Source organism: Kocuria carniphila, from assembly GCF_004136555.1.
GTDB lineage: Bacteria > Actinomycetota > Actinomycetes > Actinomycetales > Micrococcaceae > Kocuria > Kocuria carniphila.
On the sequence record NZ_NOIT01000007.1, the window covers coordinates 50,508 to 71,494 of the forward strand.

A 20,987-nucleotide genomic window follows, 5' to 3' on the forward strand; every position below is an offset into this window, starting at 1 on the left:
CGTGCATCTGCACTCGGAACGCACGGAGGGCCCGGCATCTGCCGGGTCCTCCGCTGTACGTGCACCCCTTTCTCCGCGGCGCTGGTGGCTGCGGGTCGTCACCCTTGCCGTACTGTCGGCTCTGCTCATCGCCGCCGTGGTACGTGCTTTCGTGGTGGATGTCTACTGGGTGGGTTCCAACTCGATGGAGCCCACGCTGCAGGGCGGGGATCGGGTGCTGGTCAGCAAGCTCGCCGACACGGATGAGCTGCAGCGCGGAGAACTCGTGGTTTTCGACGGCCGCGGTTCCCTGGACCCGTTGCATTCCACGGACCCCTGGTACACCCAGGCGGTCAACGGTGTGGGTCGCTGGCTGGGTCTGAACGGATCGTCCACCGCGTACGTGAAGCGTGTGATGGCGGTGCCCGGAGACTCCATCGAATGCTGTGATGCTCAGGGCAAGATCACGGTCGACGGCCAGCCTCTCGAGGAGGAGTATCTGTACGCTGACGTCCGGCCCTCGGACATTCCCTTTGCCGTGCACGTTCCCGCTGATCGCGTTTGGCTCATGGGGGACCACCGCAGTGAATCTGTGGATTCGCGTTCTCTGTTGGGTGCACCCGGCGGTGGGCTGATCCGCACGGAACGCATCATCGGAACCGCAGAACGGGTGTTGTGGCCCCTGGACCGAGCCCGGGACTTGTAGTCTGCCCATGGGTGCAGACACCCACCATGTCAGGAAGGAACACGGCGTAGTGACTGAAGAACGTCCATCAGATTCCGCGGGGGAGCAGCCGGAGCAGGAGCCGTTGCGGCCCCGCCGGTCCTCGCGTTCGTCCCGTTCCTTGGCCTCGCGGAGCGCCAAGAAGGCCAATTCGGCCTGGAGCTCCGTCAAGGAAATCCTGATCGTGGTGGTCCTGGCCATCCTGATCGCCTTCATCGTCAAGACCCTGTTCGTGCGGGGTTTCTACATTCCTTCCGGCTCCATGGAGAACACTCTGGAGTTGGATGACCGAATCTTCGTGAACGTCATGAGCGCCAATCTGGGGAACATCGACCGCGGCGACATCGTGGTCTTCGATGACACCAAGAACTGGCTCCCCTCCCAGCCGCAGGGTAGCGAGGGCCTGGGCGGAGCCATCCAGAGCGCCCTGTCCTTCGTGGGAATCCTCCCGGACAGCGGTGATCAGGCCCTCGTCAAACGCGTGATCGGTCAGGGCGGTGACCATGTGGTCTGCTGCGACGCTGACGGCAAGATCAGCGTGAACGGCACGCCGCTGGACGAGACCTACGTGTACCCGGGTGCCGTGCCGTCCGAGATCCCGTTCGACGTGATCGTTCCGGACAATCATTTCTTCGTGCTCGGCGATCATCGCAACGCCTCCGCCGACTCCCGCGTGCACCTGGCCAACAACAACGCGTTCATCCACAAGGAAGACATCATTGGCACCGCGTTCGTGATCGCATGGCCGCTGGATCGCTTCCAGATCTTGCACCACCCGGAACAGGTCTTCGCGGACGTTCCGGCCACCGGCTCTTCCGACGACTGATCGTGGGCTCACGAGTCACGAGTGATCCCGGCATCGATCTGGAGCGCGAACTCGCCGCGCAGGGTCTGCGGTACGTGGGCGGCATGGACGAGGTGGGTCGCGGCGCATTGGCCGGTCCCGCGAGCGTCGGGCTCGTGGTGTTCGACGCCGCCGCCCTCGATAGCGCCGATCCTTCCGTTTGGCACGGGGTACGGGATTCCAAGGCACTGACGGCCAAGCGCCGCGAAGCACTGGCCCCGGCCATCGATTCGTGGGCCGCAGCCTGCACCGTGGGCCACGCTCAACCCTTCGAAATCGACCGACTGGGAATCAGCGCCGCCCTTCGACTGGCCGGACTCAGGGCACTGGCCCAAGCGGCGTCGTCGGGGATCAGCGTGGACGGGCTGATCCTGGACGGGTCCTACAACTGGTTGCGCACCGAACCAGTGCTGGGCCAGGAAACCGACCCGTGGGGCGTGCCCGCGGTGGTGCGCACCCTGGTCAAGGCCGACGCCCACTGCGTCTCTGTGGCGGCCGCATCGATTGCCGCCAAGGTGGAGCGCGACGCAATCATGCGCAACTACGCGGGGGAGTACCCGGCGTACGGCTGGGAGTCGAACAAGGGCTACGGGAGTGCGGTCCACCGGGCCGCGATAGTGGAGCACGGCGCGACCCCGCTGCATCGGGTGAGTTGGAACTTGGGCATTTAGCTCCGTTCGGGTCGTGGCAATGTCCGGGTCAATCGAGCATGCGCACTCCACAGGCACACGTTAGCCATGTTCATGGGAGCGCTGGATCGTCACGATGGTTCCATGAGTATTTCTCGCGTGTCCCCAGCCGCTCCGGATCCGCCCGCGACCCACATCAGTACGGGCCGCTCCGGGGAAGATCTGATTGCCGATCTGCTGACCCGCGCCGGATGGCATGTGTTGGATCGCAACTGGCGAGCCACCCCAGCAGATCACCCGGTGCGCGGTGAATTGGACATCGTGGCGGAACGCGCGGGCGCGGTCACGATCTTCGAGGTCAAGACCCGAACAGGGTCCGGCTTCGGTCACCCGGCTGAGGCCGTGGGACCCGAGAAGCTGCAACGTCTCCATCGGTTGGCCCGCGCATGGGCTCGGGAACACGGTTGGTCAGAGATCCCCAGTGTGGACGTGGTGTCGGTGCACTGGCCGGCCGGGGATGCCCCGCGCGTCGAACACATGGGGTCGCTGAGCTGGCACTGATATCCAAAGGTCACAATTTGATGGACTCCCGGCGTGCTGAGTGACATCCGCAGCCCAACGTGCCACGGTAGGTCGGGGGTCGAGAACGGCACCCTGAACAGTCGATGATCAGTGGGGGTCGCTTGGTGACATTCTTTCTGCCACGCAGGCGCGCCATGGGTGTGTTGATAGCCGCGGGACTTTCCGTGTCCCTCCTGACCGGCTGTAACGACGGGGACGAGCAAGTCCCGGAGGAATCGCCGTCGGTCTCGGCCGAAACGTCGAGCGCCGGTCTGCGTGGCGGAACGTTCAATGCCCGTTTGCCCTCGGGCGCATCCGTGCGGATCACCCTCCCCGCAACGCCGCCGCCCGACGAGGATGTCGACAAGCTCCGCAAGGACGCCGGGGTAGAGCGAGCGTTGTACGCGAAAATCAGCATCGACAATCGGAACGGCCGTCAGCCGGTCTCCGTGAGCAGGCTGGTGTTGACCGCCGAGGACGGTTCCATTTACCGACTCGACGCTCTTCCCAAGGTAGCGCCCGAATGGACATCCGAGCGGGGCGATAACGGGGAATGGACGAATGCCGGTGGTGATCGGGTCTCCGAAGAAAAGGCACGGGACATCGACCGTCGCGCGGATGACACCGTGGCCAAGTACACCGGCGACGTGCCGGTGGGTGGCCGAGGCGATGAAATTCTGGTGGGAGACCTGAGTCGTTTGCCGGCGACGTTCGCGAGCATGGAACTGATTCCGTCCATGGGCGACTCCGAGGAACGAGCTGTCAGACCCAGCCCGGACAGCCGCAACGAACCTGCCGCGCCGCGCCCCGCGTCCCCGGCGGATCCAGCCGAACCGGAAGCTCCGGAGGAAGACCCCCCTCCGGGGGATCCGGGGGATGAGCCCACGGAAGAGGAACCTCCCGCCGATGGCGGCGGTTCCGAGTCGACCACCGATCCCGTTCCCGAAGAGCCCACGGATGCCCCTGCGCCGCCGCAGGAACCGGTGCCATCCGAACCCGGTACTCAGCCCACCACCGCGCCCGAGGCGGGAGCATCGGTGCCCCCTGTCGCGCCATCTGTTCCCGCTCAGGCGGTGGGGGAGCAGCAACCTGTGCAGCCGTGACGGCCTGAACTCCACTCACTGATGGACCTTTTAGTCGGCGGCTCACTGAGCTGGGCCTGTGGGCCATGGCTCGTTATCCATGGATTGCTGATTGCGTTCTCCGGTCGCCGTGCGGAGCCCACTCCAGAACTGCACAGCGGGCGGTAGGCTCTGTGCCGTGTGGGCCCGCGCCGTCATGGTGGTGTCATGCCCAGACACTCGCATTCACAGCTTGTTCGTCGCCCCCAGCGACACGTCCGCCGCCCGTACCTGCGAAGTGATGCGCGATGACCGGCTTCGCACGGACCAAGTCCGTGGCGTTGGTCGGGTTGGACGGTCACGTGGTTGACGTTGAGGCTGATATCGGCCAATCGTTGCCAGCCTTCAGCATCATCGGGCTCCCGGACCAGGCGGTGAACGAGTCACGGGAGCGTATTCGTGCGGCCGCGCGCAATGCCGGGATCAAGCTTCCCGCGCGGAAGATCACCGTCAACCTGTCGCCGGCCACGCTTCCCAAGCGCGGTTCACATTTCGACGTCGCTGTGGTCATGGCGGTGCTCACGGCGCACGGTGCCATTCGGGCTGCTTCAGACACTGTGTACCTCGCCGAACTGGGTTTGGACGGGTCATTGCGTCCCGTGCGGGGCGTGTTGCCCGCGGTGCACGCGGCGGTACTGCACGGGCATTCCACGGTTGTCGTAGCCAGGGAAAATTACGAAGAGGCGCGGCTGGTGTCCGGTGCCGAGGTCACCGCCGTCTCGCATTTGGCGGAACTGCTCGTGATGCACGGCGCCGACCCGCAGCTGTTGAACAGGGTGCCCGGGGGTAGCAAGTCACCGGACGGCTGCACGGACACGGCTGAGAATACGGAAGCTCCGGATCTTCGGGATGTGGTGGGGCAGATCGAAGGGCGGCAGGCGTTGGAAATCGCAGCCGCCGGGGGCCATCACCTGATGATGGTGGGACCACCGGGTGCCGGGAAGACAATGCTCGCCGAACGGCTGCCCGGAATCCTCCCGGATCTGGACGACCACCAGTCACTCGAGGTGACCTCGATCCATTCCCTGCGCGGTGACTCGCGCTGTTCCGAACTGATCCGCAGGCCACCCTTGCAGGCCCCCCACCACAGCATTACGACGCCCGCACTGTGTGGCGGGGGCAGTGGAATCCCTAGACCGGGCGCCATCTCACTGGCCCACCGGGGTGTGTTGTTCCTGGACGAAGCACCGGAGTTTGAACGGCGGGTGTTGGACACGCTCCGTCAGCCCCTCGAGTCCGGAACAGTGACCATTGCGCGCTCGCAGAACGTGTCCCGATATCCCGCCAAGTTCCAACTGGTTCTCGCTGCGAATCCGTGCCCGTGTGGTCAAGCAGAGGGAGTCGGGAATCGATGTACCTGTACCGCTCACCAAAGGCACCGGTATTTCAACAAGCTGTCCGGGCCACTTATCGACCGCGTGGACCTACAACTGCGGGTGCCCGCCGTGACCTATCACGAGCTGAACTCCGCGCGGGGTGAGCCTCCGGAGGACAGCGCGAGTGTGGCCGAACGGGTCGGTGCGGCAAGGGCTGCGCAACGCGAACGGTTAGCTCGCTACGGACTGCAGCTCAACAGCGATGTCCCCGGTTCTCTTCTGCGCAAAGCGTTGTCTCCCGAACGGCACACTGTTCAGTCACTGAAGAAAGCCATGGACAACCACACCCTGACCGCGCGCGGCTACATCCGGGTGCTCCGTGTCGCATGGACCCTCGCTGACTTGGCCGGTGCCGGATCTCCCAGCTCAGAGCACGTGCAACTCGCACTCTTCTTCAAGACCACGGTGACCTCATGAACCAGCCAATGGCAGACCACGAATCCCCCGCGACGTACAGCGATGAACTGCGCGGAGCCAGAACCCAACTCGCCCGCATGATCGAACCGGCCGATCGCGCGGGCATGGCCCTGTTGCACTGTCTGGGGCCCATCACCCTGCGGGACACCATCACCTCTCATCAGAGGCCGCCGGGGTGGCTGCTCCAAAAAGTCCAGACCGCAATGGCCACGTGGGGACTTCGCAGTAAGCCCGCCGACCTGGGGGACCGTTTCGAGGCCTGGCGCTCCCGACTGCCGGTGGTCGACCCTGACACGGATGCTCGCCATGCTCACTCCCTGGGCGCATGGGTGGTGATTCCGGAGGATCCTGACTGGCCCGAACCACTCGATGACCTGGGTCTGAACAGACCCATTGCGCTCTGGGGGCGCGGGGATCGCAGCAAACTCCCCGGTCTCGCGCACAGCGTGGCCGTGGTCGGATCTCGTAATGCTAGTGCTTACGGCGCGGCCGTAACTCGGGACATCACGCATCACGTCAGTGGCGAGGGGTGGTGCGTGATCTCGGGCGGGGCCTACGGGATCGATGCCGCCGCGCACTCCGCGGCGCTCACCGCGGGCACTGCGGAGCCACCCACGGTCGCAGTCCTAGCCTGCGGGGTGGACAGGTTCTATCCGAGCGCCAACGCGGGCCTGCTGAGTCGTATCGAGGAACACGGGATGCTGCTCAGCGAAGTTCCACTGGGTTGCTCACCCACGCGATATCGGTTTCTGCAACGTAATCGGCTCATCGCTGCGCTGTCCCGGGCCACGGTGGTCACGGAGGCCGCCTGGCGGTCCGGATCACTCAACACCGCTCACCACGCCGAATCCCTGTCGCGGGAGGTCGCGGCCGTACCCGGTGATGTCCTGAGCGGGGGTTCGGCCGGTTGTCACAAACTGATCAGAGAAGATCACGCCATCCTGGTCAACAACGGTGCCGAAGTCTTGGAACTGCTCGGCCCCCTCGGCAATGACGCAGCCCTGGGCATCCAGGCCGAGCAGGACGACGTGGCGCAGCGGCCCGAGGATTCGCTGGAGCCGCATTTGCTACGCCTCTACGACGCCCTGCCGCTGAGACAGGATGCCGATCCGTCCAATCTGTGCCGAGTGTCCGGGCTGTCACCGACGGAAGTCATGACCGGCTTGTCCACGTTGCGATCCCGGGGACTGGCAGCAGACTCCCTGTTGGGATGGCGCCGAGTAGGCTCGAAGAATGCCCCAGGAACATCCCGCGCATGAACCGGAACAGGACCACGAGACGGCAACGGCCCTCTCGGAGGAGATCGCGTTGTTTGCCCGGCACCTGCGACATGAGAAAGCCAGGAGCGAACACACCATCCGCTCGTACGTGGGGGACCTGGAGGAGTTGTCCGCATGGATGACGGCCCGCCGGCTCAAGGGACTCGAGGATCTTGACCGTGAATCCCTCCGAGGCTGGCTCGCGCAGCGGCATCAACGGGGATTGGCCCGCAGTTCGGTGTCACGGGGGATCGCTTCGGTTCACACGTTCTGTCGGTGGGCGGTGGACAACGGTCGGCTGGACCATGACCCGGCCGCGTCCGTGAAAGGGCCCAAAACAGGTCAACACCTCCCCGAGGTGGTCAACTCGACCGCGTTGTCCGACATGCTCGACGGCTTGGCCGCCGCGGCAGAACAACCCGCTGAGGATGATCGCTCCGCGGCTCTGGCGGCCCGGGATTGGGCGCTCGTCGAACTGCTTTACGCCACGGGGGCCCGCATCAGCGAAGTCGTCAACCTCAACGATTCGGACGTAGATCGAAGCATCAAAGTGATCACCGTGACCGGCAAGGGAAACAAGCAACGGAGAGTGCCCTTCGGCGACCGGGCAGAGCAGGCTCTGGAGGTGTGGCGGCGTCGTCGTGAGGTCGTGGCCACGGAGAAGTCGGGTGCCGCAATGTTCCTGGGTGCACGCGGCGGAAGAATCGACGCCCGGGTTGCGCGACGGGTGGTCGCCGATGCCCTGCAGGCCGTGCCGGACACGCACGCGAGCGGTCCGCACAGCCTCCGGCACAGCGCGGCCACGCACCTTCTGGACGGGGGAGCGGACCTGCGGAGCGTGCAGGAACTCCTGGGACATTCCACCGTGGCCACCACCCAGATCTACACCCACGTCTCGGTCGAACGTCTCAAGAATGCCTATGCTCAGGCGCATCCCAGAGCCTGACATGTTGGCGGCGCAACGGCTTTAGGTTGACCCGCACACGTCCCTCCTGAACAATGGGTGCCAGCAGCCACGCGAGTTGATCCACCGGCCTCGAATCCGCGAGAAGGACTCATGGTGGCTGTGAAACAACTAAATGTGTCTGCGGTGGTGAACCGAAGAACTCCGTGCAGGGCGTTGGGGAAGACGTACCTACATGACGGAGGAACAGGCTATGTCTTCACCAACCACCCGCGGTGTGCTGTATGTGCACTCCGCACCCCAGGCGCTGTGCCCCCACATCCAGTGGGCTCTGGAGTCCGTTTCGCGACAGCGAACGGATCTTGAGTGGACCCCTCAGAACGCCGAACCCGGTGCCATGCGCACCGAACTCGAGTGGTCCGGGGTCGCCGGTACAGGTGCCCTCTTGGCTTCCGCCCTGCGCACCCTGGGCCGCGTGCGCTTCGAGGTCACCGAGAACCCCAGCCGCGGCAACGATGGCTCGCGTTGGTCGTTCACGCCCGATTTGGGAATTTTCCATGCCACCACGGACGTAGCCGGCAATATCGTGGTCTGCGAGGACAGAATCCGCTACGCCTACGAGGCCGCCGCCGGAGATCCCACCCTGCTCCTCACGGAACTGTCGGTGGCCCTGGGTGAAGCCTGGGACGAGGAACTCGAACCGTTCCGCCACGCGGCCGAGGGCGCTCCCGTTCGCTGGTTGCACCGCGTCAGCTAGGACACGTTCACAGGAAACACGTCCCGCAGCGCCCGGAGACAACGCCTGAGTCGATGATGCTCGGGAGTTCCCGATGGTGCCCGCACCAGTAACGTACGTCAACGCCCCACGACAAAGAGCCCCGGCTCGCACCGCTTTCCGTCAGCGGTGCGAGCCGGGGCTCTTTGTTTCTCAGTCGGTAGCCGACTCCTAGACGGAGCGGAAGGCCGCCACGGAGTTGTGACCGCCAAAACCGAACGAGTTGGAAATGGCCACCATGTCACCCGAGGGCAAATCGCGGGCCGTGGTCACCACGTCCAGATCGATCTTCGGGTCCTGGTTGTCCAGGTTGATGGTGCACGGCGCAATCCGGTTCTTGAGCGCCAGGATGGTGAGCACACCTTCCACGGCACCGGAGCCACCCAGCAGGTGACCGGTCATGGACTTGGTGGCCGAGACAGCCATGCTGTCCACCTCGGAGCCGAACGCGGCGCGGAGGGCACCGGCCTCCGGGATGTCACCCACGGGCGTGGAGGTCGCGTGTGCGTTGACGTGCTTGATCTCGGAGGGCTCGAAACCACCTGAGACCATGGACTCCCGCAGTGCGCGCGCGGGGCCACCTTCGTCGCCGATGGCCGGGGAGGTGATGTGGTGCGCGTCCGCGCTGAGACCTGCACCGGCAAGCTCGGCATAGATCTTGGCGCCGCGGGCCTTGGCATGTTCCTCTGATTCCAGGATGCATGCTCCGGCGCCCTCGCCCATGACGAAGCCGTCACGGTCGAGGTCGAAGGGGCGCGATGCAGCCTGCGGATCGTCGTTGCGACGAGACAGGGCCTGCATCGAGTTGAAGGCCGCGATGGTCACGGGGTGGATCGCACTTTCTGCGCCGCCCACGATGACCACGTCCGCCTTGCCCTCGCGGATCAAGTTGAGACCCTGGTAGAAGGCCTCGGTGCCTGAGGCGCACGCCGACACCGGGGTGATGGCGCACGCACGGGCCTTGAACTCCATACTCACGGACGAGGCATTGCCGTTGGGCATGAGCATGGGAACGGTCATGGGCTTGACGCGGCGCGCACCCTTGGCCTGCATGGTGTCCCAAGCATCCAAGAGGGTCCACACGCCACCGATACCTGTGCCGAAGGCCACGCCCACGCGGGTGGGATCCAGTTCGTCGCTGGTGTCCGCGGTGTCGCCGGAGAAACCGGCATCGTTCCAGGCTTCACGTGCGGCAGCCACGGAAAACTGTCCTGAGGGGTCCAGACGTTTGGCCTGGACGCGGGAAACCACGTCTTCCGACGGGGCGGGGGCGGTCGCGCCGATGCGGACCGCCAAGTCGTATTGTTCGACCCAGTCATTTTCCAGGGCGTGAACACCGGAGACGCCCTTGAGAGCGTTGGCCCAGGTTTCCTGGACGTTTTCACCGATGGGGGTGATGGCTCCCAAGCCGGTGACAACTACTTTGCGGGACATTATCTGCACTTCCTCGTGTCCGGGATCGCATGGGTTCCGGAGGCTGGCGGTGGCCAGGGGTCCGGTAGACGAAGCGCGGCGTGCGGATGACCCGTGAAGGGCCGCCCAGCACGCCGCGCTTCATCGAAGGCTCAGGCCTGAGCGTTGTCGATGAAGTTGACGGCGTCCTCGACGGTCTTGAGGTTCTTGACCTCTTCGTCAGGAATGGTCACGTCGAACTTCTCCTCGGCGTTGACCACGATGGTCATCATCGAGATCGAGTCGATGTCGAGATCGTCGGTGAAGGACTTGTCGAGCTGGACAGCTTCGGTCTCCAGGCCGGTCTCTTCGTTCACGATTTCTGCCAGGCCGGCCAGGATTTCGTCTTTGCTCGCCATGGTGGCTTCCTTTCTCTGGGGTCGCATCACGCGACCTTGCTATTGAACGACGACGCTCTGGTGAGCTGTCGCTGTGGTTCGCACCGATTCAACCGGAACGATCCAAGAACATAAGGTGTGCGGTCTAACCCTACGACACCTCACTGGCGGGTTTAGGGCAGCAGCACCACTTGGGCGCCGTAAACCAGACCCGCACCGAAACCGATTTGCAACGAGGGCTTTCCGGACAGTTCCGGGTGCTCCGCGAGCAGGCGGTGTGTGGCCAAGGGGATGGATGCGGCAGAGGTGTTACCCGCGTCCGCAATGTCGCGGGCGATGATGACCGACTCGGGCAGCTTGAGCACCTTGGCCATCTGATCGATGATCCGCATGTTCGCCTGGTGGGGCACGAAAGCGGCCAATTCCTCGGGAGCCAAACCTGCGGCGTCGAGCGCTTCCTGAGCGACGCGCGCGCCTTCCCACGAGGCCCAACGGAAGACCGTCTGGCCGTCCTGGCGCAGCGTGGGCCACAGGGTGGCGTCCGGGCGCATTTCGCCGGTCTCCGGGTCCGTGAGGTCCTTGGAGAAGGTGCGTTCGCCGCCCTGCTCCACCGTCAGGATGTCGGTGAGCGGGTGAGTCATGCGAATGGCGTCCCACTTGGAACCGTCCGAACCCCAGACGGAGGGACCAATGCCGGGCTCGTCCGAGGGGCCAATGACCGCAGCTCCGGCGCCGTCGCCGAGCAGGAACGAAATGGAACGCTCACCGTTATCGATCACGTCCGAGAGCTTCTCGGCACCGATCACCAGAACGTTGGTGGCCGCACCGGAACGCACGAGCGCGTCCGCCTGGGCGATGCCGTAGCAGTAACCGGCGCAGGCCGCCGAGACGTCGTAGGCAGCCGCCGGGGTCGCACCAATGCGATCCGCGAGCTTGGCCGCCAACGAGGGCGTCATGTACGGGAACGTCACGGTCGAGACGATGATCGTGCTCAACTGCTCGCCCGTGAGGCCGGCGTTCTCCAGGGCTTCACGCGCGGCGTGCTCGGCCATCTCCAGCACGGAGACTTCCTTGGGAGCACGCTTTCGGGTGTGAATACCGGTGCGCTTGACGATCCACTCGTCCGAGGACTCGATCCACTTGCACACGTCGTCATTGGTGACCGTCACGGAAGGACGGTAGGCACCCATACCCAAGATCTTGGAATGGGCGTTCGGGGTGTTCTGCTTAATGGTCGCCACGAGAGGCTGACTCCTTACTTGGTGCAAATCCGTTGCGTGCTGCGCGATGGCGAGGCACCGTTGTCAGCTCAGAATACTCCGGACCGCTTCAAGATCTTCGGGTGTGTTAACCGCGGTTGCTTGTGCAGATTTCAGGCCACGCTTGGCCAGCCCCGCCAGAGTGCCGGCCGGCGGAAGCTCGATGAGCTGCTCCACGTCCAGCTCGGCCATGGTGTCCATGCAGGCGTCCCAGCGCACGGGGCGACAGACCTGCTCCACGAGGGATTCGAGAACGTCGGTTCCCGAGGCGATGACCGAGCCGTCGAAGTTGGTCAACAACGTGTGGGCGGGGTCCTGCGGGGACAGCTGCGGAGCCAGCTCACGCAGCGGTTCCAGCGCGGGAGCCATGTGCTCGGTGTGGAAGGCCCCGGCCACCTTGAGGGGGATCACCTTGGCGCGGGCCGGGGGATTCTCCTTCAACGCAGCCAACTGCTCCAGGGTGCCGGCCGCAACGACCTGGCCACCACCATTGGCGTTGGCGGGGGAGGTGCCGGCTGCTGCGATGGCCTCGGCGACGTCGTCGGCCTTGCCGCCGAGAACTGCGGCCATGCCCGTGGGCGTTGCCGCGGCGGCCTTGGCCATTTCGGTGGCGCGAACCCGGACGAATCGCATGGCGTCCGCCTCGCTCAGTACGCCCGACAGAGCGGCGGCGGTTATCTCGCCCACGGAGTGACCCGCGAAGACGATGTCATCGCGGTCCTTGTAGGAGCTGGCCAGCAGCCGTCCGGCGATGAGTCCTGCCGCCACGATGAGCGGCTGTGCGACGGCAGTGTCCTTGATCGTTTCCTCGTCCGCTTTGGTGCCGTAATGGGCGAGATCCAGCCCGGCGGCCTCGGACAGTTGCGCTACATGCTCTGGCACACCGTCCACGGTCAGCCATTCGCGGAGGAAACCTGGTTTCTGGGAGCCCTGACCCGGGCAAACTACGGCAATCACCATCCTATTTCACCAAATCGTGACCGGATCGGGGGTGTTCTCGGCCACCAAGTGGTGTGTGCTGCTTTGTGCGAGTCCTACAAACCCACCCCTATTGGGGCGAGTTCAGGCGACCCGCGACCATGGCACAGTGCAGCACGAAGGCATCTCTGGGGATCAAGGGGTCCCACCCGGTGATGTCGCAGACCCTGCGCAGCCGATAGCGCACGGTGTTGGCGTGGACGAACAGTTCGCGAGACGTGGCCTCGAGAGAATTACCCACACTGAAGTAGGTGCTGAGGGTGTCCACCAGTCCGGTAGAGGAGCTGGACAGCGGTTCCCACACGGCGTCGACCATCGCTCGCAGGGCCAGTGGATCGCCGGACATGGCGCGTTCGGGCCACACGTCCTCGGAGTCCACCGGCCTCGGGGCCTGGGGCCACGCCGACGTCGCTCGGAACCCTGCCGACGCGCGGTCGGCGGAGTATTTCGCATCGAACACCGTGTCGACGGCGGGGCCGAAGACCACGGTCCCCTCACCGAACACGGACGCGAGTCTGGGAAGAGCGCGTCGGGGGTCCTCGACGTCACCCAGGACGAGCACCAGGCGATCGGTCTGGATCGAGACCAAGCACTCCGCGGCATGGCGGGTCGCGGAACGGCGGATCTTGTCCACACTGCCCGGCCCGGTGGTGGCCGGTGCCGTACCCACCATGACTGTGACCTGACCCTGATCCGTCCACCCGAGCGCGGCGACCCGGGAACGAAGGGAGTCGGAGCGGTCCCCGCGCAGGATCCCGTCCACCACGAGTGACTCCAACCGGGCGTCCCACGAGCCGCGGTTCTCGGCGGCCTTGGCATAGACGTCCGCGGCGGCAAAGGCGACTTCACGCGAGAAGCGCAGCACGGCCTCGCGCAATGCGCTCTCGTCACTGGGCTGCGCGAGCTCGGGAACTTTTTCCTCCACGACGTCCACCACAATGCGCAGGACCTGCAGCGCGTTCTGCAGGGAAATGGAACGGGTGAGTTCGGTGGGCGCCTGCTTGAAGACTTCCGTGAGCACCCAGACCGGCTCTTGCGGGTCCTCGTACCAGCGCACGAAGGAGGAGATACCGCGCTGAGCCAGGAGCCCGAGCTCGGAGCGTTCATCGGCGCGCAGCTGGGAGAACCACGGCAACGTAGTGCTCAGCCGTTGGACGGCCACGGTGGAAACCTGGCCCAGATTGGCCTTGAGATTGTCCAGGGTGCGCGGATGGGGGCTTCCGGCAGGTCGATTACGCAGGGGCCACGTCACACGTCGAGAGGAGCGTTGTCGTGCGGGAGCCGTGCCCTTGGAATCGGAAGCCATGGAATGAGGTTAGTGCATCCAAAACCCTGACGCCCGCCCACGGTTTCGTGAGCGGGCGTCAGGGTCGATTCCGGGTGACGGTTACCGGGAGCGTGTCCCGGGAACCGTCACCGTGCGGTCGGCGAGATCAGGCCTCGCCGCCGGCGTTGCCGGAGGTACCGGCGTTCGGGTTGAGCAGGTCGTACTTGTCGATCGCCTGGGCCGGAGCGGACCAGTCGACCTCACCGCGCTTGGCCAGCATCTCCAGAGTGCGCACCACCATCGAGTGAGCGTCGATGTTGAAGAAGCGACGAGCGCCGGCGCGGGTGTCAGAGAATCCGAACCCGTCCGCACCCAGGGATGCCCAGTCGTTGGGCACGTACTGCCGGATCATGTCCGGCAGGTCCGAGGCGAAGTCGCTCGTGGCGACGACGGGACCGGTGGCACCCGCCAGAGCCTGGGCCACGTACGGGGTGCGGGCACCCTCGTTGGGGTTGAGGAACGCTTCTTCCTCGGCGGCCTGCGCGTCGCGACGCAGGTTGATCCACGAGGTTACCGACCACACATCGGCGGAAACACCCCAGTCCTCCGCGAGGATCTTCTGAGCTTCGATGGCCCACGGCACACCCACACCGGAGGCGAGCAACTGCGCACGGGGACCCTCGTTCTCGGCCGGCTTGAGCAGGTAGATGCCCTTGACGATGCCCTCGACATCCACGTTCTCCGGCTCGGCAGGCTGGTGGATGGGCTCGTTGTACACCGTGAGGTAGTACATGACGTTGTGGTCCTCGTCGGCCGTGCCGTACATCTGCTCGATGCCGCGCTTGATGATGTGCGCGATTTCGTAGCCGTAGGCGGGGTCGTAGTGGATCACGGCGGGGTTGGTCGCGGCCAACAAGGGCGAGTGGCCGTCCATGTGCTGGAGACCTTCACCGGCCAGCGTGGTGCGACCGGCGGTCGCGCCGATGATGAAGCCACGCGCCAACTGGTCCGCTGCGGCCCAGAACACGTCACCGGTGCGCTGAAAGCCGAACATCGAGTAGAAGATGTAGAACGGGATCATCGGTTCGCCCTGGGTGGCGTAGGAGGTGCCCGCCGCGGTGAACGCGGCCACTGCGCCGTCCTCGTTGATACCCGGGTGCAGGATGACGCCCTGCTCGGACTCCTTGTAGGCCAGCATCAGTTCGCGGTCCACGGACAGGTAGTTCTGCCCGTTCGGGTTGTAGATCTTGGACGTCGGGAAGAACGAGTCCATACCGAACGTACGGGCTTCGTCGGGCACGATCGGCACGATGCGCTGACCGAAGTCCTTCTCACGCATCAGATCCTTGAGGATGCGCACGAACGCCATGGTGGTCGCGGCGAGCTGCTTACCGGAGCCCTTCTTCGCGGACTTGAACGCCTTGTCCGAGGGAAGGGTGATCTCCTTCTGCTCGTGCGGGCGGTCGGGGGTGAAGCCACCCAGTTCCTTACGCCGCTCGAGCATGTACTTGATCTCCGGCGAATCGGCACCCGGGTGGTAGTACGGCGCCCCGTACAGATCCTTTTCGAGCTCTTCGTCGCTGATCGGGATGCGCATGCGATCGCGGAAGGCCTTGAGGTCGTCCAGGGTCAACTTCTTCATCTGGTGCGTTGCGTTACGCGCCTCGAAGTGCGATCCCAGTCCGTAACCCTTGATGGCCTGGGCCAGAATCACCGTGGGCTGGCCCTTGTGCTCCAGTGCTGCCTTATACGCGGCATAGACCTTGTTGTAGTCGTGAGCGCCGCGCTTCAGGTTCCAGATCTCGTCATCGGAGAGATCGGCCACCAATTCCTTGGTCTCCGGGGACTTGCCGAAGAAGTGATCGCGCACGAATCCACCGGACTCGGCCTTGTACGTCTGGTAATCACCATCGAGCGTTTCGTTCATGATCCGAACGAGGTCGCCGGTCTTGTCCTTCTCAAGCAGGGAATCCCACTCGCGGCCCCACACGACCTTGATGACGTTCCAGCCCGCGCCACGGAAGAACGCTTCGAGCTCCTGGATGATCTTGCCGTTACCGCGCACCGGGCCGTCGAGTCGCTGCAGGTTGCAGTTGACCACGAACGTGAGATTGTCCAACTTGTCGTTGGCGGCCACCTGCAGCAGACCGCGGCTCTCTGGCTCGTCCATCTCGCCGTCGCCCAAGAAGGCCCACACGTGCTGGTCGGAGGTGTCCTTGATGCCGCGGTTGTGCAGGTAGCGGTTGAACTGCGCCTGATAAATGGCGTTCATCGGACCGATACCCATGGATACGGTGGGGAACTGCCAGAAATCGGGGAGGCACCGCGGGTGCGGGTACGAGGGCAGCCCCTCGGGAGCCTTGGTCTTCTCCTGGCGGAAGGCATCCAGCTGTTCCTCGGTCAGGCGCCCTTCCAAGTAGGCGCGAGCGTAGTTACCGGGGGAGGAGTGGCCCTGCCAGAAGATCTGGTCACCACCACCCGGGTGCTCGGGTCCGCGGAAGAAGTGGTTCAAGCCCACTTCGTAGAGGGTGGCCACGCCGGCGTAGGAGGAAATATGGCCACCCACCCCGATTTCGGGGCGCTGCGCGCGGTGGACCATCACGGCGGCGTTCCAGCGAATGAACGCGCGGTACCGGCGCTCGATCTCCTCGTCGCCGGGGAATTCCGGTTCCTGGTCCACGGGAATGGTGTTCACGTAGTCCGAGGTAGTCACCATGGGCACACCGACCGAATGCGCACCCGCGTACTGCAACATGGCGCGCATGATGTACTGCGCGCGTTCGGTGCCCTGAGTCTCGATCAGACCCTTGAAGGATTCGATCCACTCTTGGGTTTCCTCGGAGTTGGCGTCCTCCAGATTATTGGTCAAGCCACTGAGAATGTGGTGGTTGCTGGATGAAGACACTTCAACCTCTCTATCATCGGCTCCGTGAATCGGGGGTGGCCCGGCGAGGAGCGTCATCGGTGCCCGCTGTGGGACGTACCGCTTTGCTCTATATCGTGTCATAAATGGTCAGTGATCATACCGGCAGGCTCTGGTTCCGCGCGTCACATAGAAGTCGTCACAACAATTTGAATCCGCGCTTTCCATGCGGTGGAGCTTGAACGAGACTCGAATCCGGTGTTGTCTTGTATCGCACCGTTTATATGTTCGGTCCGGCACCCGTCGGCCACGACATCCGTCAGTGCATCGGCACTGTGGGCGGTTGCACGTCTACATCGAGAAGGAGTATATACGGTGAGCGAGGCAAAGGCCCCCGACGAGTCCGCGGTGGACCAGCTCAATTTTAAGGACGGCGACTACGTCCAGGAGTTCGGTTACGACGACGACGTCGACGCTCAGTTGCGGGACCAGATCGAAGCCACCATCGGCTCTGAGCTGTTCGATGACGAGGCCCAGGAAGTGGTGGACGCCGTCATTCTGTGGTGGCGCGACGGCGACGGAGACCTGGTGGACGAACTCGTGGACGTCCAGACGACCCTTGACGAGGGCGGTGTGGTCTGGCTGCTGACCCCCAAGGCCGGCCGCGAAGGCCACGTTTCCCCGGCCGACGTGCAAGATGCTGCCCCCACCGCGGGGTTGCACGTGACCACCACCGCGCGGGTTTCCGCGGACTGGTCCGTCACCCGGTTGGCACCCAAGCGCAATTTCTGACCATGTGCGCGATCACCCACCAGCCACGCCAGGAGCTGCTCCCATGATCTCCGTCGGGTCTTCCGCACCGGATTTCACCCTGCCCAACCAGCGCGGCACCGCGGTGACGCTCTCACAGCTGCGCGGCAACCCCGCGGTGTTGATCTTCTTCCCGTTCGCGTTCTCACCCGTGTGCACCAGTGAGCTGTGCTATCTGCAGGACCACCCCGAAGTGTTCGAGATGAGCAACGCCAAGGTGCTGGGGATCTCCACCGACAGTTCTTTCACCCTGGACGCTTTCGCACGCCAGGAATCCTATGACTTCGAGTTGCTGTCGGATTTCTGGCCCCACGGTGATGTCAGCCGGCGCTTCGGCGTTCTGTCCGAGGACGGCGGTTACGCCAAGCGGCAGACGTTTGTCCTTGATTCCCAGGGCGTGATCGTGGACGCTTTCGAGTCCGAGGTCACGGAACCCCGGCAATTGGAGCGCCTCGAACAGGCGCTGGCCCAACTCGAGCAGCACTGATGCCCGTTCGGGTGATTCGCGCCGGCTACGGGGCGCCCCTGGACGCGACACAGTTTCCGGATCCTCATGCCCTCGATGCCGCCGCTGGACTGCCAGCGGCGGTTTCCGCGTTGTCGGGACGGCGGTTGGCGGTCCTCACGGGCGCGGGCGTCAGCACCGATTCCGGTATCCCGGACTATCGGGGCCCCGGGGCGAAACCACGAACGCCCATGACCTACCAGCAATTTATGGGCTCGAAACGGATGCGTCGTCATTACTGGGCGCGTAACCAGTTCGGATGGCACTTCGTCGCCCAGGCTAAACCTTCCGAGGCGCACGCGGCCCTGGCGGAATTGGAACACCGGGGCTCGCTCTGCGGAATCATCACCCAGAACATCGACCGGTTGCATCAAAAAGCCGGATGTATCGACGTCCTGGACCTGCACGGCACCCATCAACGGGTGATCTGCACCCGTTGCCGCTCCACCATTCCCCGTGCGGTGTTGTCGGATCGCTTGGATGCGTTGAATCCCGGGTTCTACGACGACGTCGCCACGCGCCACGACATCGAATACGCGCCGGACGCGGACGCCACCATTGAACACACCGAGCACTTCAACATCCTGGACTGCCCGGTGTGCAGCGGGATCCTCAAACCCGACGTGGTGTTCTTCGGCGAGAACGCGCCGGCGGAGCGGGTGCGTTACGCAAAACTGGTGGTCGACAGGGCCGAGGCACTTCTTGTCGCGGGCACGTCATTGACAGTCAATTCCGGCAAACGGTATGTGCGTCGGGCGGTGAGCAACGGGATTCCCGTGGTCATCGTCAATCACGGGGTCACGGGCTCCGATCACCTGGCCACGGTCAAGGTGGACGCGTTCGTGGGCGGGTTCCTGCGATCGCTCACAGATGAACTGCTCCGTGGTGTTGATTGAATCGCCAGAGCTACATAAACTAGAACACGAAGATCCCGTTGGGACTGCGGAGGGGAAGCCGCGGTACCAACGGGATTCTTTGCGTTCGGGGTTCGTGCTACTTCTTCTCGGGGTCGATCACTGCCTTGGCCGCCTGTGCATCACGGCACTGCTGGGCCCACAGGGCAGCACCCACGATTCCCGCGTTATTGCGCAGTGAGGCAATCTCTACCGGGGTCTTCAGGTCCAGGTACGGCACGAACTTCTCGGAGTTCTTGGACACACCGCCGCCAATGATGAACAGGGACGGGGAGAACAGGAACTCCACGTGGGAGAAATACCGCTGCAGTCGCTTCTTGGCCCATTTCTTCCATGGTAGATCCTCGCGTTCGCGAGCCGCCGCCGATGCCTGGGTCTCGGCGTCGTGGCCGTCGATTTCCAGGTGGCCTAGCTCGGCGTTGGGAACCAGCTGGCCGTTGAGGATCATTGCGGATCCGACGCCGGTGCCCAGGGTGATGACCATGACCAAACCGGTCTTGTCGCGGCCCGCGCCGTAGTACGCCTCCGCCAACCCGGCGCCGTCGGCGTCATTGAGAGCCTCCACTTCACGGCCCAGGGTTTCGGTCATGAGCGCATCCACGTTGGTGTTGATCCATGACTTGTCCACGTTGGCGGCCGAGAGCGCCACGCCGTCCTTGATGATGGCCGGGAACACGATGCCCACGTGCGAGTCCGGAGCCGGGGCGTCGGGGCGGGACTGCAGTTCGTCCACGATCTGCTTGACCACGGTGGCCACGGCCTCCGGGGTGGCCGGCTTGGGCGTGGGGATGCGGAACCGGTCGCCCACGAGCTCCCCGGTCCTGAGATCGACGATCCCGCCCTTGGTGCCGGTACCGCCGATATCAACTCCGATGCCGAGCGTCGAAGGGGCCTTCGAAGGGTTGGTGGGGCTCATGAACGGTCCTCTCGGTTCACGGTGAAACCAGGTGGTCAGGGGCAGTGTTCTACCCCCGAATGTGCGGTTAGTTTACGGCAGGGTGAGTACGTCCACGCCGTCTTCTGTCACAGCCATGGTGTGTTCGAACTGGGCGGTGCGACGCTTGTCGGAAGTGGTGATGGTCCAATCGTCGTCCCACTGGTCCCACGCGATCGATCCGAGGGTCAGCATGGGCTCGATCGTGAAGATCATGCCCGGCTTCATCTCGGTGCTGTAGCCGGGGGCGGCGTCGTAATGCGGGATGATCAGCCCGGAGTGGAACTCGCGCCCTACGCCGTGACCGGTGAAGTCGCGGACCACGCCGTAGTTGAAACGCTTGGCGTACTTCTCGATGACCCGACCGATCACGTTGATCTCGCGACCCGGGCGAACGGCCTTGATCGCGCGGTTGGTGGCTTCGCGGGTGCGTTCCACCAGGAGCCGGGAGTCCTCGTCCACGTCGCCCACCAGGAAGGTTGCGTTGGTGTCGCCGTGCATTCCGTTCTTGTACGCGGTGACATCCAGGTTCACGATGTCCCCGTCCTCGAGCACGGTGGAGTCGGGGATCCCGTGACAGATGACCTCGTTGAGGGACGTGCAGATGGACTTGCGGAAACCGCGATAGTCCAGGCACGACGGGTAGGCGCCGTGATCGCACATGTACTCGTGGGCGATGCTGTCGAGTTCATCGGTGGTGACACCGGGTTGTGCCGCGGCACCGGCCAGTTCGAGGGCGCGGGCCGCAATGCGACCGGCTTCGCGGACCAGCTCGATCTCCTCCGGGGTGTACATGTTGGAGTCATTGCCTTCATTGGCATCCATACGGCCCACATATTCGGGGCGAGTGATCGAGGCGGGGACCGTCCGTGAGGGTCCGATGATCCCCGGTTTGAGGTCCCCGACGGGAGCGGTGGATCCGGGAGCTGGGGCCAGGTTGTGCGATGTCACGGTGGGTCGTTGCCTCCAACGGGTTGAAACGAAGGGCAGCTGCCGGGCGGTATGCGGGCACTGCGCGGGTCTTGGCACTAGCCTAATCCTTAGACGCTCGGAGCAGAGCCGGGCAGAGGTCCAGGGT

The 20,987-nt window shown here is 64.4% G+C and carries 20 protein-coding genes; 12 read left to right on the forward strand and 8 right to left on the reverse strand.

Translation table 11 applies throughout. From position 1 onward, the window contains the following. Position 1: 1 nt before the first annotated feature. The 9 genes from lepB (EWV37_RS06445) to EWV37_RS06485 all read left to right on the forward strand — a co-directional run bounded on the left by lepB (EWV37_RS06445) (position 2) and on the right by EWV37_RS06485 (position 8,571). Positions 2–685: a signal peptidase I gene (gene lepB / locus EWV37_RS06445; RefSeq protein WP_129700543.1), complete on the forward strand. Its 684-nt coding sequence runs from the start codon at positions 2–4 to the stop codon at positions 683–685. Between the two features lie 49 nt (positions 686–734). Then, entirely contained in the window at positions 735–1,529 is a 795-nt protein-coding gene (gene lepB / locus EWV37_RS06450) for a signal peptidase I (RefSeq protein WP_238663099.1), read from the forward strand. 2 nt (positions 1,530–1,531) lie between these two features. After that, positions 1,532–2,218 (forward strand): ribonuclease HII, encoded by a 687-nt coding sequence (locus EWV37_RS06455; RefSeq protein WP_238663100.1) that lies wholly within the window; start codon positions 1,532–1,534, stop codon positions 2,216–2,218. A 102-nt stretch (positions 2,219–2,320) separates the two neighbouring features. Continuing rightward, positions 2,321–2,737, forward strand: a complete 417-nt coding sequence (locus tag EWV37_RS06460) for a YraN family protein (RefSeq protein WP_238663101.1) — start codon at positions 2,321–2,323, stop codon at positions 2,735–2,737. 155 nt (positions 2,738–2,892) lie between these two features. Then, positions 2,893–3,840 carry a hypothetical protein gene (locus EWV37_RS06465; RefSeq protein ID WP_129700545.1) on the forward strand — a complete coding sequence of 316 codons (948 nt, stop codon included), beginning with the start codon at positions 2,893–2,895 and terminating at the stop codon, positions 3,838–3,840. Between the two features lie 266 nt (positions 3,841–4,106). Continuing rightward, positions 4,107–5,651 (forward strand): YifB family Mg chelatase-like AAA ATPase, encoded by a 1,545-nt coding sequence (locus tag EWV37_RS06470; RefSeq protein ID WP_129700547.1) that lies wholly within the window; start codon positions 4,107–4,109, stop codon positions 5,649–5,651. Next, positions 5,648–6,910 carry a DNA-processing protein DprA gene (gene dprA / locus EWV37_RS06475; RefSeq protein WP_095798258.1) on the forward strand — a complete coding sequence of 421 codons (1,263 nt, stop codon included), beginning with the start codon at positions 5,648–5,650 and terminating at the stop codon, positions 6,908–6,910. Before EWV37_RS06470 ends, dprA begins: the two co-directional genes overlap by 4 nt. Continuing rightward, the gene (locus tag EWV37_RS06480) at positions 6,885–7,856 is read left to right on the forward strand and encodes a tyrosine recombinase XerC (RefSeq protein WP_129700549.1); all 972 of its coding nucleotides are present in this window, start codon (positions 6,885–6,887) and stop codon (positions 7,854–7,856) included. The genes dprA and EWV37_RS06480 overlap by 26 nt, the downstream gene beginning before the upstream one ends. Positions 7,857–8,067: 211 nt before the next feature. Beyond that, a complete protein-coding gene (locus EWV37_RS06485) occupies positions 8,068–8,571 on the forward strand; it encodes a DUF3145 domain-containing protein (protein WP_129700551.1) in 504 nt (167 codons plus the stop codon). A 189-nt stretch (positions 8,572–8,760) separates the two neighbouring features. On the opposite strand, the gene EWV37_RS06490 is transcribed toward EWV37_RS06485, so the two are convergent. The 6 genes from EWV37_RS06490 to aceE all read right to left on the reverse strand — a co-directional run bounded on the left by EWV37_RS06490 (position 8,761) and on the right by aceE (position 16,788). Further along, a complete protein-coding gene (locus EWV37_RS06490) occupies positions 8,761–10,023 on the reverse strand; it encodes a beta-ketoacyl-[acyl-carrier-protein] synthase family protein (RefSeq protein WP_129700553.1) in 1,263 nt (420 codons plus the stop codon). Positions 10,024–10,154: 131 nt separating this feature from the next. Then, positions 10,155–10,400, reverse strand: coding sequence for an acyl carrier protein (locus tag EWV37_RS06495; RefSeq protein WP_016996935.1), 246 nt, complete (start codon positions 10,398–10,400; stop codon positions 10,155–10,157). A gap of 152 nt (positions 10,401–10,552) precedes the next feature. Then, complete coding sequence (locus EWV37_RS06500; RefSeq protein ID WP_129700555.1) at positions 10,553–11,620, reverse strand: beta-ketoacyl-ACP synthase III; 1,068 nt, start codon at positions 11,618–11,620, stop codon at positions 10,553–10,555. Positions 11,621–11,683: 63 nt separating this feature from the next. After that, positions 11,684–12,595 carry an ACP S-malonyltransferase gene (locus EWV37_RS06505; protein ID WP_173674318.1) on the reverse strand — a complete coding sequence of 304 codons (912 nt, stop codon included), beginning with the start codon at positions 12,593–12,595 and terminating at the stop codon, positions 11,684–11,686. Positions 12,596–12,686: 91 nt separating this feature from the next. Next, positions 12,687–13,922, reverse strand: coding sequence for a PucR family transcriptional regulator (locus tag EWV37_RS06510; protein ID WP_129700557.1), 1,236 nt, complete (start codon positions 13,920–13,922; stop codon positions 12,687–12,689). Between the two features lie 127 nt (positions 13,923–14,049). Further along, complete coding sequence (aceE, locus tag EWV37_RS06515) at positions 14,050–16,788, reverse strand: pyruvate dehydrogenase (acetyl-transferring), homodimeric type (protein ID WP_129700559.1); 2,739 nt, start codon at positions 16,786–16,788, stop codon at positions 14,050–14,052. A gap of 333 nt (positions 16,789–17,121) precedes the next feature. On the opposite strand from aceE, the gene EWV37_RS06520 reads away from it, so the two are divergent. Genes EWV37_RS06520 through EWV37_RS06530 form a run of 3 tightly spaced genes read left to right on the forward strand, consistent with a single transcriptional unit; the run spans position 17,122 to position 18,957 of the window. Continuing rightward, positions 17,122–17,538: a DUF3052 domain-containing protein gene (locus tag EWV37_RS06520; protein ID WP_095798250.1), complete on the forward strand. Its 417-nt coding sequence runs from the start codon at positions 17,122–17,124 to the stop codon at positions 17,536–17,538. A gap of 43 nt (positions 17,539–17,581) precedes the next feature. Further along, entirely contained in the window at positions 17,582–18,043 is a 462-nt protein-coding gene (locus tag EWV37_RS06525; protein ID WP_129700560.1) for a peroxiredoxin, read from the forward strand. Then, positions 18,043–18,957 carry a Sir2 family NAD-dependent protein deacetylase gene (locus tag EWV37_RS06530; protein ID WP_095798248.1) on the forward strand — a complete coding sequence of 305 codons (915 nt, stop codon included), beginning with the start codon at positions 18,043–18,045 and terminating at the stop codon, positions 18,955–18,957. Before EWV37_RS06525 ends, EWV37_RS06530 begins: the two co-directional genes overlap by 1 nt. A gap of 97 nt (positions 18,958–19,054) precedes the next feature. Here EWV37_RS06530 and ppgK read toward each other — a convergent pair whose 3' ends face one another. Both ppgK and map read right to left on the reverse strand, forming a co-directional pair. Then, positions 19,055–19,891, reverse strand: coding sequence for a polyphosphate--glucose phosphotransferase (ppgK, locus tag EWV37_RS06535; RefSeq protein ID WP_129700562.1), 837 nt, complete (start codon positions 19,889–19,891; stop codon positions 19,055–19,057). Between the two features lie 72 nt (positions 19,892–19,963). Next, positions 19,964–20,860, reverse strand: coding sequence for a type I methionyl aminopeptidase (map, locus tag EWV37_RS06540; protein ID WP_129700564.1), 897 nt, complete (start codon positions 20,858–20,860; stop codon positions 19,964–19,966). Positions 20,861–20,987 lie beyond the last annotated feature (127 nt).